Origin of the sequence: Polynucleobacter sp. JS-JIR-II-50, assembly GCF_018687895.1 — a bacterium.
GTDB lineage: Bacteria > Pseudomonadota > Gammaproteobacteria > Burkholderiales > Burkholderiaceae > Polynucleobacter.
This window is the reverse complement of record NZ_CP061307.1, coordinates 1,645,781-1,659,301: the sequence shown is the minus strand read 5'-3', so window position 1 is coordinate 1,659,301 and position 13,521 is coordinate 1,645,781. Positions and strand designations below refer to the sequence as shown.

Sequence of the window (13,521 nt, the reverse complement as noted above, 5' to 3'; positions counted from 1 at the left end):
AGTGACTAGCTTTTTGATCCCCGCCTTTTTACTCCTGGTGCTGGTATTGCTACTATTGCTACGTCCCTTCATTTTCCCTGCGAAGAGCTCGGCGACATCGCGTCGTCAGATGAATGCCACCATATACCGAGAAGAGTTAGATAAATTAGAGGCCGAACATACGGCTGGCGTAATTACTTCAACTGATTATGAAATTGCGCATGCAGAAATGCGTCAGAGACTATTTCAAGACACCATTGAAGAAGATGACCGAGAGGTGGCGGGCTCCTCAAAGAAGACTGCAATCGGGCTATGCATCTTTATTGTCTTGTTCTCATCGGCGCTGTATTTCTCCTTGGGGGATGTTGTTCGGATAACCCAAATCAATTCTGAAAAACCGGTCACCCAAGAGGGTGTTGAAAAAATGGTGGCTGAATTTGCCATCAAAATGGAAAAAGATCCTGGCAATTTAAAGGGCTGGGCGATGTTAGCTCGCTCTTATCGAATCTTAGGTCGTGACCAGGATGCTGCCAAAGCGTATGCACGTGCCGGTAACTTTATTGATTCTGATCCGCAATTGTTGGCCGACTATGCAGATGTATTAGCAAGTAATGCAAATGGGAGTTTTGTTGGCAAGCCTTCACAGCTGATTAATCAAGCGTTAAAGCTGGACCCCAACAACATGATGGCGCTTTGGCTCTCGGGTACTGCATCCTATAACGCCGGTAACTACAAGGCAGCGGTGCAGTCCTGGGAGAAGCTTGCGCAACAACTTCCGCCCAATACGGATGAAGCGCGCGCTATTCAGGGGTCGATTGCTGAGGCGCGATCCAAGGGTGGCCTAACTACCTCAGCGCCGGTTGCTTCAACCGGAAAAGGTATTAGCGGCAAGATTGAATTGTCTGCTGAACTTAAATCTAAGATTAAGCCTGGCGACATTGTGATGGTGATTGCACGCAAACCTGGTGAGCGTATGCCCGTGGCCGTCTTGAAGGCGCCTGCAACTGATTTTCCAATGAGCTTCACATTGAATGATTCCTTAGCCATGAATCCCAGCGCGCCTCTCTCTCAACTATCTGAGGCGAGTATCGAGGTACGCATTTCTAAGACTGGAATGGCAAAGTCGGAATCGGGGGATTTAATCTCTTCAGTGCAGACAATTAAAGTCGGCACAACCAATGTTCGCCTACTAGTCGACCAAGTTCGCCAGTAACATTTTAGCCTCTGCCCACAAATGGCATATTGGTTGCCATTATGGTCATCGACAGAATATTGCTTTCGAGTGGCAGTTGGGCCATATGCAGTACGGCCTCACCAACATGATCCACATCCATGCGTGGCTCTACCTTAATCGATTGATCTGCCTGCATGATTCCAGCAGCCATGCGCTCAGTCATTTCTGTGGCGGCATTGCCGATATCAATTTGACCGCACGCAATATTAAAAGGGCGTCCATCTAATGCAATGGTTTTGGTTAAGCCGCTGATGGCATGTTTGGTCGCCGTGTAGGGCGCTGACATTGGACGAGGTGCATGTGCAGAGATTGATCCATTATTGATAATTCTGCCACCCTGTGGAGATTGTGCTTTCATCATACGAATTGCTTCTTGTGAACACAGGAATGCACCACAGAGGTTGGCATTGACTACATTCATCCACTGCTCATAACTCAAGTCTTCCATTGGGATAGCAGGAGCCCCCATGCCCGCATTATTAAAGAGTACGTCAATGCGGCCAAATTGATTACTAAGCGCCGCAAATAGCTTTTTGACTTCATCGGGTTTGCCAACATCGCACGCAACCGCCAAACAGTTACTTTGATTGCCGCCAATATCGGCAATGGCTTTTTCCAATTTACCGAGATTGCGTCCAGTAAGAACTACTTGGTAGCCTCCCTTGAGGAGTGCCTTGGCAGCCGCCCGTCCAATGCCAGTTCCTGCGCCAGTGACTAAGGCTACCTTGCTTTTAGCTAAATTCATCATGTTCTTTAGGGCTACTTAAAAGCATCATCTTATCGTGATTTATTGGACCCGTTTTGAAACCTTTGCCTATTGCTTTGCTCGGGGCATAATGCAAAAAACAGAAGAGATTTCCATGAATTTCATCAAAAGACAAATTTACAACCCGATAGCCCTGGTAGTAAGCTTTTTTGCGCTACTGATCATTTTCTTTGGCGTACTCTGGATCTTGGTTCCTCCACCCCCCAAGTCGATTGAAATGGCTACCGGCTTTCCTACTGGGCTGTATTACCAATTTGGGGAGCGCTTGAAAACGGAAATAGCCAAAGAGGGTGTCGATCTCCATGTGCGATCCACTGGCGGAACCTTGGATAACTTAGCTCTTTTAAATGACCCCAAGTCTGGCGTTGATTTTGCAATGGTCCAGGGTGGTGTTGCTAATATTGCCGAATATCCAAATTTGGTTTCGATAGCCGGAATGTTTTACGAGCCTATTTGGGTTTGGTATCGTGAAGGCGCATTTAAAAATGATGGGGGCCAACTAAAGATCTTAAGTCAGCTAAAAGGTAAGCGCGTCTCCATCGGTAATGATGGGAGCGGAACTTTAGCACTTACTCAGAGTTTGTTGCGGACTAGCGGCATTACAGACAAGGAAGTTGGCGCGCTGAAATTAAAGCCCGATGAAGCTATTCTTAAGTTAAATAATGGCGAATTGGATGCAGTATTTATAGTGGCAGCTGCAGAGGCGCCCGTGCTGAAAAAGTTTTACTCTATTCCAGGTGTTCGCTTAATGGATTTTGACCAGGCGGATGCATACACCCGAAATCTTACTTATTTATCCAAAGTGACTGTACCCAGAGGTTTATTGAGTATTGAGCACGATCAACCTCGTCAGGACATCCAGGTGATGGCCGCTACTGCCACCTTGGTAGCTCATGACAATGTAAGTCCGGCAATGGTTTCACTCTTATTGAGCGCTTCTTACGATATTTTGAAATCCTATTCACGATTACAAAAGGTGGGCGAGTTTCCATCAAGCTCAGGCTTAGATTTCCCTCTACATGTAGATGCAGAAATCTATTTAAAAGATGGACCTTCATTCTTACATCGCCACTTACCATTTTGGACGGCAGTTTGGGCGGGACGCTTTGTCAAGATTGTGATTCCCTTATTGGTTATTCTGATTCCGCTATTTACTTACATTCCTTCAACCAAGAACTTCTTCTTACGTTTGAAGTTAGCTCAAGTATATGAAGAGCTCAAGGTGATTGAGAAGAATTCCCAAAATCCAGCGTTAAAAGAAAAGAATTTCAAAGATCTTGAGGATATAGAGAGGCGCGTTGGAAATATCAAGGTATCCATGTTGGATGCTAAAGAGCTATATGACCTCAAAGGGCATGTGGGTGAAGTGCGTCACCGCCTAAATTTAGTTCATTAAAAAGGATGTAGATATGAGCAGGCTAATTCAACATCTATTTTTAGCTTTAGGCTTACTTGCCTCTATTGGAGTTCAGGCGCAAACCTACCCAAGCAAGCCTATATCCATGGTGGTACCTCAGGCAGCGGGGGGTACTAATGATATTGTTGCGCGTTTAATCGCGCCATCATTTGGTGAGGCTATTGGCGCCTCCATTGTGGTTGAAAATAGACCTGGTGCCGGCGGCAATATTGGCACACAAAGTGTTGCGCGCTCACCTAAGGATGGTTATACCTTACTGCTCACCATCAATAGTGCGCAAGCCATCAATCCTTCCTTATATAAAAATCCTGGCTTTGATCCTATAAATGATTTTGTGCCTTTGTATTACATTGGAGCAACGCCTTATGTATTAGTTTCTCCACCGGGATCCCCTTATAAAACATTGGCGGATGTTGTAGCTGCGGCTAAGAAGAGGCCTGGAGAGTTGTCATATGCCTCGGCTGGTAATGGCACGATTAGCCACTTATTAGGCGCCATGCTCAATGCGAGCGCTGGTATTGAAATGCAGCATATTCCTTATAAAGGGGTGGCCCCAGCAATTAATGATGTATTAGGTGGACAAGTGCCGCTGGCATTTGCAAGCTTGCCCTCTGCACTCAATTACATTAAAGCGGGGAAACTTCAGGCGATCGCGATTAGCTCTGCAAAGCGTTCTAGTGCTGCACCAGAAATTCCGACGATTGCAGAGACTTATCCTGATTGTGTTGGTGAGGTATGGGTAGCCATCTTTGCCCCTGTTGGCGTTAGTGCGGATGTGGTGAAGAAGGTGCAGGCTGCCATGGAGAAGATCCTATCTAAATCAGAGGTCCGCGAGAAGCTATCTGCTCAGGGTTTGGATCTTGCACCCATTCCAACTAATAAGTTGAGCGCTTTACTAAAAGATGAGTTGGCTAAGTGGGCAAAAATTGTAAGAGCATCCGGGGCGCAGTTGGATTAACGCATTTTTGCTGCTTGACCTAAAATAGACCCATGACGATTACTGGCCTTGCGCCTACACTGACCCCCCTCAAGCAGATTGATCAAGCTTTGCGTGATGATGGCTTTGCAGTGATGTCTGCTGAGACGGTCGCCCAATTTAGTAATGTAGATCTAACCCAGCTTCAAAACCTCACCAAGTGTTGGGAAAATCTACCCCGCGACCCTTATTTAAAAGATGGTGGGCGCTATCGCTTTCGTCGACATGCTAGCTACGAGATTAAAGGCGAAGAGCTCACCTTGGTTCCACATCGTGCGCACTGGCAATCGCTGGATTACAACGCATTGCATGGTGGAATTGAGCGCTGGTTTGAGCCCATCCAAGGTGAGTTGTTAGGTAGCTCTGCTTGGCAATCCGTCTTGCTGGGGCTTGCGCATATCTTGAATAGCTTAAAGCCTGTGAATACTTGGTTTGTTGAAGCGCATCAATTTCGGATTGATACTGCCGATGGTATTGGACGTCCAACGCCTGAAGGTGCTCATCGCGATGGTGTTGATTTTGTAGCCGTCTTCTTGTTAGATCGAGAAGGTATTAAGGGTGGCGAGACACGAATATTTGATACCTCTGGCTCCGCAGGATTGCGTTTCACCCTCACGCAACCTTGGTCTCTTTTGTTAATGAATGATCAGCGCATGATTCATGAATCAACACCCATTCAGCCATTAGCAAAATATGGCTATCGAGATACCTTGGTTCTTACTTATCGTTCTAATGGTTTTCAAGACTCTCCAAATCGAAGTCAGCAATAAGGCTACTGGGTTTACTCTGGCTCCATGCCAGCTTCTTTAATCGCCTTGGCCCACTTAGCAGTTTCTAGTTTGATCTTTTGGCCAAGGGCCTCAGGCGTTCCTGGCTGAGTTTCAAAACCATTTGCAGAGAGTCGATCTGCCAAATCTTTTGATTTAGCCGCATTGTTGATTGCTTGGTTTAGTTTGAGAATAGCGTCCTTTGGCATGCCTGCAGGCCCAAATGCCGCAAAGAACGAGATGAGTTCATATCCTTTGATACCTAGAGCTTCATTGACTGTGGGTAGCTCGGGAATAGCTGGTGAGCGCTTTAAAGAGGTGACGGCTAAGCCGCGGATTTTGCCTGCTTGTACCTGAGGTAATGAGACTCCAAAGTCGGATGTGAACATATTCACCTGACCGCCAATTAAATCAGTCATAGCATTGGGGCCGCTCTTGTATGAGACCCCAATCATTTTGATGTCAGCAAAGCTTGCCAGCATTTCTGATGAAACGCGCTGTGATGTACTTGCATAAGCAAATGTCATCTTTCCTGGATTGGCTTTGGCTAGAGAAACAAACCCATTCAGTGATTTAGCGGGCACATCATTATTGATGGCAATAATGAGTGGAGCAGATCCAAAAAATCCAATGGGAGTAAAGGCGGTGTCTTGGTTATAGGGTAAATTTTTAACCAAGCTCTTCAGGGCGGCATTGGTGCTATTGGTTCCGAACAGAATTGTGTAGCCGTCTGCGGGGGCCTTGGCCACAAAATCTGCACCAATCAGGCCATTTGCGCCAGGGCGATTTTCAACAACTACGGGCTGGCCTAATGACTCAGACATTTTTGCCGCAAAAGCACGTCCAATTTGATCGGTTGTGCTACCGGGGGCAAAAGGAACAATCGCTTTAATAGGTTTTGAGGGGTAGCTTTCCGCTGATGCCAGGGGACTTGCAAAGCCAATGATGAGGCCGGCCCCGATCTGCAATAAACGAACTATCAAAGATTTGCTATTCATACTGTCTCCGTCTTGTTTTCAGTAGTGTAGCGGGTCTAATTCATTCTGGGCGAGTAGAATGAGTTCACGTTTCTACTGACTAACTATGCGCTTTCGTTCAGCTGGCTATACCCCTCTTATGCTTCTGGCACAAACCTGTGCTTTATTGGGTTTTGCTTGCTATGCCGTCGTGTTAACGAGTTTGCAAGAAGAGTGGCACCTCAGTAATTTGCAGTCAGGTCTAATTGCTAGTGCCTTTTTCTTTGGTTACATGCTTGCCGTTCCTTTAGCCACAGCTTTAACAGATCGGGTGGACGCACGTAAGGTCTATCTAATGGGTGGCCTCACAGCAAGCTGTGGTCTTTTGGGTATGAGTCTATTAGCTTATAACTTTTGGACAGCTCTATTGTTTATGGCTTTGAATGGTGCCGGTCTTGCTGGTACTTATATGCCCGGCCTCAAGATTTTGTCAGACCGCATCCAATCGGGGGAGCTAACTAGACATATTGCGTTCTATACCGCCTTCTTTGGTATTGGTACTGGATTTTCGTATTTGTGTTCTGGTTGGATTTTAAGTGCGCTTGGTTGGCACTATGTATTTGGTTTGATTGCCTTGGGCCCATTTAGCGCATTTCTGATTGTCTTATTACTTATTCCAGCACTTCAGCATGAAAAATGGCAAGGGCCAATCAATATTCGTCTACACGATATATTTCCAGTGGATAAATGGAAATTGGTTTTGCAAGACAAAAATGCTGCAGGATTTATTTTCGGTTACACCGCTCACACTCTGGAGCTCTTTGCGTCGAGAAGTTGGATTGTTGCTTTCTTTGCTTTTTGTGCGATTGCTTCTGGTGAAGATTTTTTTCTGACTGCGACGACTTTAGCTGGGGTAATTAATTTCTTTGGCGTGCCATCTTCCATATTGGGTAATGAAATTGCTTTGAAAGTAGGGCGTCAAAAATGGGTGTGCATTGTGATGCTGACTAGTGCTGTATTGGGGATTGCATTTGCTTGCTCAACTGGTCAGTCGTGGTGGTTGATTGTTGCTCTGGCTATTGGGCATGCCATATTCATCATGGCGGATTCCTCAACGCTCACTGCGGGCTTGGTAATTAGTGCGCAAGAAAATATCAAGGGCGCTGCAATGGGCCTGCACTCATTGATGGGCTTTGGTGGTGGTCTATTGGGCCCCGCCATTTTTGGTTTTGTTTTGGATATTTCTGGTTCTCGTACTTCACAAGTTGCCTGGATATGGGCATACGTTGCCGTAGTCATGTGGGGTGTTCTGTTTGTGGTTTACGAACGTCGTAGGGGCTGGGGTAGCTCAGTGCGCGCATGAGTAATCGGATAAATAAGCAGATAAATGAGCAGGTAAATGAGCAGATGAACAAGAAGAATGCTTTAGTTTGCTATCACTGCTCAAGCCAGATTCTTCCAGCGGAATTAATTGAAGCAGAGCTGGGTGGTGGACTACGTTCATTCTGTTGTCCGGGTTGTATGGCAATCGCACAAACGATTCATGGTGAGGGCCTAGAGGTTTTTTACGCTAGGCGATCCCAGTCAGGTGATAAGCCGGCAGCCTATCTTGCAAGCGATGAGATTCCGGAAAAACTCAAACCTTATGACGATCCTTCGCTACGAGGTCGATTCACTCGCCCATCTGGGGATGGCGGCGATCTTGAAACCACTCTACGTTTAGAAAAAATTCGATGTGCAGCATGTGTGTGGTTATGCGAGCAACATTTACGTCGTAATGCAGGCGTTAAGGATGTGCAAATCAATTACGTTACTCAAAAGGTAATGGTTCGTTTTTCTCCAGATAAAACTAGCTTAGCAAGATTACTTTTTGAAATTGAGCGCATTGGTTATGAGGGTTGGCCATTTGAGCCCTCCCAATCATTGGATCGCGCTAAAAAAGAAAGACGCCACCTTCTTTTGCGACTAGGTGTAGCAATGCTGGGCATGATGCAGGTCATGATGTATGCCTGGCCAACGTATGTCGGCGCCGACATTACTCCGGAATTTGAGATTCTTTTAGGTTGGACTAGCTGGTTATTGACTGTCCCTGTGATGGTCTACTCAGCAGGACCTATATTCCAGTCGGCTTGGCGAAGTGTTCAGTCTTTTAAGCAAACGCATATGTTGGGGATGGATGTTCCTATTGCATTGGCTTTAGCTTTGGCATTTATTGCGGGCACTATTAATTTAGTGACCGGTGTTGGGCATACTTATTTTGATTCCATCACCATGTTTGTGGCATTTATCTTAGCGGCTAGATATGTGGAGCTATTAGCTAGACAAGATGCGCAAGGTGGAGCAGAGGCCTTAGCTAAACAACTGCCTGCAACATGTGAGCGGGCATTGAACTATCCAGCATCACAAGAAATTGAAGTGGTTCCCGTGGTTAATTGCAATCCTGGAGAAGTATTACGAGTTTCTCCAGGGGAAGTGGTGCCTGCTGACGGTGTCCTGATTGAAAATGTCAGTGCTTTAGACGAGTCTTTGCTCACAGGCGAATCTAAGCCGGTTGAGAAAAAAATTGGTGATCGTGTGTATGCTGGTACCCACAACATTCTGAATCCATTGTTCATGCGAATTGAAGCGGTTGGGCAATCAACCCGCATCGCTGGAATTGCTTCCTTATTAGATCAAGCATTACTTGCTAAACCAGTCATGGTGAGTCTAGCTGAAAAGTGGACCGCTTATTTTGTTGCCTTTTTACTATTCGGTGCGTTTGCTTCCTCCGCTATTTGGCTGTGCTTTGACCCTAGTCGTGCGTGGACAGTTTTAGTTTCTGTTCTAGTTGCTAGCTGCCCTTGTGCTTTATCGCTAGCAGTTCCAACTGCTATGGCAGCAGCGCAAGGTGCGGTAACTAAATTAGGTTTACTGATTGTGCGTGGTCATGTGATGGAAGGTTTAGCAAAAGCAACTGACTTAGTGTTAGATAAGACTGGCACACTAACGATGGGTCAGCCAGAGTTGCAAGAGGTCATTAATTTGCGTACGGGCTATCGACGTGAAGATGCCTTGGCCTTAGCTACTGCATTAGAGGCGGGGCAAAGGCATCCGTTGGCACTTTCTTTGATGCGTGCCGCTACAGCTGAAAATTTATCTTTACCTACATTGAGTGAACCAGTGATTAATCAACTGGGAAAAGGTTTAAGTTCAGGCGAGTATCGCTTGGGAAGTGCCATGTGGCTCGAGGTAGAGCAGAGTGCGCAATTAGGGCAATACGGTCAGGTGCATTTAGCGGATACGCAAGGATTGGTAGCTAGCTTTGTATTCTTGGACACGCCTAGAGCAGGGTTAGAGCAATTTCTGAAAGTAGTGAAGTCGAGAAAGATTGCAGTGCATTTAGTTTCTGGTGATGATCGCGCCACGGTTGCATGGTGGGCTCAACATGTTGGTATCGAGCATTATCAAGGTGGCTGTACGCCTGAAGATAAGTATGACTACATTGCAAGACTGCAAAAAGAAAATCGTTTTGTATGGGCCATCGGTGATGGTGTGAATGATGCACCTTTGCTTGCTCGTGCAGATATCTCTATTGCAGTTGGCGCTGGTGCACCTTTGGCTGCCGCTGGAGCCGATGCAATTCTGACGGCTAGTTCTCTAGAGCCTTTAGCCAAGACTTTATTGTTAGCTGATAAAACTCAGGCAATCATCAAAGAAAACTTATGGTGGGCCTTGGCTTACAACCTGCTGGCTATTCCTGCCGCAATGATGGGCTTTGTAAATCCCTGGGTTGCCGGGATCGGAATGTCGCTTTCTTCATTAGCCGTGACTTTAAATGCCTGGCGTTTACGAAAGGCTTAGACTATGGGAATGGAAAGTCTATTTCTTCTCATTCCCGTTTCTCTGGTTTTAATTGGCCTTTTGGTCTGGATTTTGAACTGGTCCATAAAAAGTGGTCAATTTGATGATTTGGATGGACCGGGGCACGCTATTTTGATGGATGATGACACTCCAGCGCCCCAAAAAGTTAGTGAACACTCTCAAAAATAGCCAGATTGCTATTGGCCTAGAGAAATCTAGGGTTTATCTTCACAGTGCTCCCTGAATTTGCCCCACCCTTTTTGATATAGATCAAATCCCCCTTGGGACTCTACTTTGATAATCAATCCAGTCTATTTGGATTATGTCGCTGTTTGGTCACAAAAAAGGAGAAACCATGGGACTTACCGTGGGGAGTAATCAAGATACCTTCAATTACAAGGTTGTCAGCCAATTTGCCATCGTTACTGTGCTTTGGGGAATTGTTGGCATGCTCGTGGGGGTTATCCTCGCAGCCCAATTGATCTGGCCTGAAATCACTTTTAATATTCCTTGGTTGAGTTATGGTCGCTTGCGTCCTTTGCACACCAATGCAGTGATTTTTGCTTTTGGTGGATCAGCCTTATTCGCAACATCCTATTACATCGTTCAGCGTACATGTCAGGCGCGTTTGTTTTGTGACAAGCTAGCAGCCTTTACCTTCTGGGGTTGGCAGGCAGTTATTGTGCTGGCTGCAGTGACATTGCCATTGGGCATATCAACCTCAAAAGAATACGCTGAGCTTGAGTGGCCGATTGATATTTTGATCACAGTAGTTTGGGTAGCCTACGCAGTTGTTTTCTTTGGCACCATCATGAAGCGCAAAACGAAACATATTTACGTTTCGAACTGGTTCTTCGGCGCATACATTCTGACTATTGCCATTCTGCATATCTTTAATAACTTAGAGATGCCTGCAACATTATGGAAGTCCTACTCTGCATATGCTGGGGTACAAGACGCGATGGTTCAGTGGTGGTATGGCCACAATGCAGTAGGCTTCTTCTTGACCACTAGCTTCTTGGGCATGATGTATTACTTCATTCCAAAGCAGGCTGAGCGTCCAATCTATTCATATCGTTTGTCGATTGTTCACTTCTGGGCTTTGAACTTTACGTATATGTGGGCAGGTCCTCACCACTTGCAACACACTTCTTTGCCTGACTGGACTCAGTCGCTCGGTACGGTGTTCTCTTTAATTTTGCTAGCTCCATCTTGGGGTGGCATGATCAACGGCATCATGACATTATCTGGCGCATGGTATAAATTACGCCGTGATCCGATCTTGAAATTCTTGGTAGTGGCATTGTCCTTCTACGGTATGTCTACCTTTGAAGGCTCCATGATGTCTATCAAGACAGTGAATAGCTTGTCTCACTACACAGACTGGACTATTGGACACGTTCACTCAGGTGCTTTGGGTTGGGTAGCCATGATTACTATTGGCTCTCTCTACTATCTGATTCCGCGCTTGGTTGGTCAAAAAGAGATGTATAGCACGAAGTGGATCGAGTTGCATTTCTGGATCGCCACTATTGGTGTTGTTCTCTATATCGCTGCAATGTGGATTGCCGGCGTTATGCAAGGTTTGATGTGGAGAGCATTTGAACCAGACGGCACTTTGACATATAGCTTTGTTGAGTCTGTTAAAGCGACTTTCCCTTTCTATGTTATTCGTTTGATGGGCGGCTTGTGCTACCTAAGCGGCATGTTCTTGATGGCGTACAACGTCTTCAAAACAGTGCAGGGTAAAACTTTTGTAAATGCGCCTATTCCAATGGCCGTTGCTGAACACTAAAAGGAGAAGAAAATGTCTAGCGAAAATAAATTCTTTTCCCACGGAACGCTTGAGAAAAACGTTGGTTGGTTAATTATTGCAACGATCGTGGTCGTATCGATTGCAGGGTTGGTGCAAATTGTTCCACTCTTTTTCCAGCACACTACGACTGAGCCTAGTCCTGGCGTTGTTCCATACACAGCTTTGCGTTTAGCTGGTCGCGATATCTATCAGCGTGAAGGTTGTGTTGGTTGTCATTCACAACAGATACGGACATTGCGTTCTGAAGTCGAGCGCTACGGCCCTTACTCTTTGGCTGGTGAGTCAGTATTTGATCATCCATTCCTATGGGGCAGTAAGCGTACAGGTCCAGATTTGGCTCGTGTAGGTGGACGCTATTCAGATGCTTGGCATCAGATCCACCTAAACAACCCGCGCGATGTGGTGCCGGAGTCCAATATGCCTGCTTACCCTTGGCTCGGAAAAAATGCAGCTGATGCAAGCTCTATTCAGTCACATATGGTTGCTATGCGTCGCTTGGGCGTTCCATACACTGATGAAATGATTGAAAATGCACCTGCAGAGTTAGAAGGTAAGACGGAGTTAGATGCATTAGTTGCTTACCTTCAAGGCTTAGGTATTACGCGTCGCTATATCACTGTCGAAGAAGTTGTAGCGAAGTAATTAACAAGGTTATTAATTAAAACTACTTAAATCAAATGGAACAGATTACCCCCTACCTCTCAGCATTTTCTACAGTAATAGGCCTTGTCTTTTTTGTAGGAATTGTTTTGTGGGCTTGGTCTCCTGGTCGCAAGAAAGCAAATCAGGAATCAGCAGATCTTCCATTTGATCTTCCGGATGAATTTAGTAAGGACAAATCATGAGTGACTTTTTTAGCAGCGGTTGGAGTGCTTACATCGCCTTAGTTGCATTAGTTGGAATTTTCTGGTGTATCTGGCTTTTGTTCTCCCAAAGAAAAGCTAAGGTTGTGCATACGGCCGATGGCGCGGTTGCTGATACGGGTCACGTATGGGATGGCGACCTGCGTGAGTTAAATAATCCATTACCACGTTGGTGGATGTGGATGTTCTTGCTCTCTTGTATTTTCGGATTGGTTTATTTGGTTTTATTCCCCGGTCTTGGATCGTTTCCTGGAGTGTTGGGCTACAGTACTGATGGATCGCTAATGCAATCAATGACTAATGCTAATGATGAGCTCAAGCCTGTTTATGCGAAATACGTCAAGATGGACATTGAGCAAGTAGCGGCCGATCCTAAAGCCCGAGAAATGGGTCAACGCCTCTTCTTGAATTCTTGTGCACAGTGTCATGGCTCTGATGCTGGAGGTGCTAAAGGCTTCCCTAATTTAACTGATGGTGACTGGCTCTATGGAGGTTCACCAGAAAATATCAAGGCATCCATTACCTATGGTCGTGGCGGTGTGATGCCTCCATTCCCACAACTGGATAGCAATCAAATTGTGGATGTTGCTAACTATGTACGTAGTCTCTCCGGTTTGTCAGCAGATGATGCGAAAGCAGCTCGTGGCGCACAAGTATTTGCTGCAAACTGCGTAGCCTGCCATGGCCCTGATGGCAAAGGAAATATTGCTATTGGTGCACCAAACTTAACTGATAAAACTTGGTTATATGGCGGTTCAGAAGCGACGATTATTGAAACGGTAACTAAGGGTCGTATGGCAATGATGCCTGCTCAAGACAAGGTATTAAGTCCTGAGAAGATCCAGGTGTTAACAGCTTATGTCTGGGGTTTATCTAACAGTAAGCAACCGGCAGCAGCTAAATAAGA

Annotated in this window: 13 protein-coding genes; 11 read left to right on the top strand and 2 right to left on the bottom strand. The window is 45.9% G+C overall.

The window, feature by feature from the left end:
• Position 1 precedes the first annotated feature (1 nt).
• Positions 2 to 1,192, top strand: a complete 1,191-nt coding sequence (gene ccmI / locus FD963_RS08225) for a c-type cytochrome biogenesis protein CcmI (RefSeq protein WP_215361818.1) — start codon at positions 2 to 4, stop codon at positions 1,190 to 1,192.
• Between the two features lie 4 nt (positions 1,193 to 1,196).
• Here the strand turns inward: ccmI and FD963_RS08220 are convergent, their stop codons facing one another.
• The gene (locus tag FD963_RS08220) at positions 1,197 to 1,961 is read right to left on the bottom strand and encodes an SDR family oxidoreductase (protein WP_371818473.1); all 765 of its coding nucleotides are present in this window, start codon (positions 1,959 to 1,961) and stop codon (positions 1,197 to 1,199) included.
• 112 nt (positions 1,962 to 2,073) lie between these two features.
• On the opposite strand from FD963_RS08220, the gene FD963_RS08215 reads away from it, so the two are divergent.
• Genes FD963_RS08215 through FD963_RS08205 form a run of 3 tightly spaced genes read left to right on the top strand, consistent with a single transcriptional unit; the run spans position 2,074 to position 5,142 of the window.
• Entirely contained in the window at positions 2,074 to 3,375 is a 1,302-nt protein-coding gene (locus tag FD963_RS08215; RefSeq protein WP_215361816.1) for a TAXI family TRAP transporter solute-binding subunit, read from the top strand.
• A 13-nt stretch (positions 3,376 to 3,388) separates the two neighbouring features.
• Positions 3,389 to 4,354 carry a tripartite tricarboxylate transporter substrate binding protein gene (locus FD963_RS08210; protein ID WP_215361814.1) on the top strand — a complete coding sequence of 322 codons (966 nt, stop codon included), beginning with the start codon at positions 3,389 to 3,391 and terminating at the stop codon, positions 4,352 to 4,354.
• A gap of 32 nt (positions 4,355 to 4,386) precedes the next feature.
• Positions 4,387 to 5,142 (top strand): 2OG-Fe dioxygenase family protein, encoded by a 756-nt coding sequence (locus tag FD963_RS08205; protein WP_215361812.1) that lies wholly within the window; start codon positions 4,387 to 4,389, stop codon positions 5,140 to 5,142.
• 11 nt (positions 5,143 to 5,153) lie between these two features.
• On the opposite strand, the gene FD963_RS08200 is transcribed toward FD963_RS08205, so the two are convergent.
• Complete coding sequence (locus FD963_RS08200; protein ID WP_215361811.1) at positions 5,154 to 6,137, bottom strand: tripartite tricarboxylate transporter substrate binding protein; 984 nt, start codon at positions 6,135 to 6,137, stop codon at positions 5,154 to 5,156.
• 85 nt (positions 6,138 to 6,222) lie between these two features.
• Here FD963_RS08200 and FD963_RS08195 point away from each other — a divergent pair, with 85 nt between their 5' ends.
• From FD963_RS08195 to ccoP, 7 genes are all read left to right on the top strand, one after another.
• Entirely contained in the window at positions 6,223 to 7,458 is a 1,236-nt protein-coding gene (locus tag FD963_RS08195; RefSeq protein WP_215361809.1) for an MFS transporter, read from the top strand.
• Positions 7,455 to 9,935, top strand: coding sequence for a heavy metal translocating P-type ATPase (locus FD963_RS08190; RefSeq protein WP_251367213.1), 2,481 nt, complete (start codon positions 7,455 to 7,457; stop codon positions 9,933 to 9,935). The genes FD963_RS08195 and FD963_RS08190 overlap by 4 nt, the downstream gene beginning before the upstream one ends.
• A 9-nt stretch (positions 9,936 to 9,944) precedes the next feature.
• Complete coding sequence (gene ccoS / locus FD963_RS08185) at positions 9,945 to 10,124, top strand: cbb3-type cytochrome oxidase assembly protein CcoS (protein ID WP_215361807.1); 180 nt, start codon at positions 9,945 to 9,947, stop codon at positions 10,122 to 10,124.
• A 166-nt stretch (positions 10,125 to 10,290) separates the two neighbouring features.
• Positions 10,291 to 11,730, top strand: a complete 1,440-nt coding sequence (gene ccoN / locus FD963_RS08180) for a cytochrome-c oxidase, cbb3-type subunit I (protein WP_215361806.1) — start codon at positions 10,291 to 10,293, stop codon at positions 11,728 to 11,730.
• A 12-nt stretch (positions 11,731 to 11,742) separates the two neighbouring features.
• Positions 11,743 to 12,393, top strand: coding sequence for a cytochrome-c oxidase, cbb3-type subunit II (gene ccoO, locus FD963_RS08175; protein WP_215361804.1), 651 nt, complete (start codon positions 11,743 to 11,745; stop codon positions 12,391 to 12,393).
• 35 nt (positions 12,394 to 12,428) lie between these two features.
• A complete protein-coding gene (locus FD963_RS08170; protein ID WP_215361803.1) occupies positions 12,429 to 12,596 on the top strand; it encodes a cbb3-type cytochrome c oxidase subunit 3 in 168 nt (55 codons plus the stop codon).
• Positions 12,593 to 13,519: a cytochrome-c oxidase, cbb3-type subunit III gene (gene ccoP, locus FD963_RS08165; RefSeq protein WP_215361801.1), complete on the top strand. Its 927-nt coding sequence runs from the start codon at positions 12,593 to 12,595 to the stop codon at positions 13,517 to 13,519. Before FD963_RS08170 ends, ccoP begins: the two co-directional genes overlap by 4 nt.
• Positions 13,520 to 13,521: the final 2 nt, after the last annotated feature.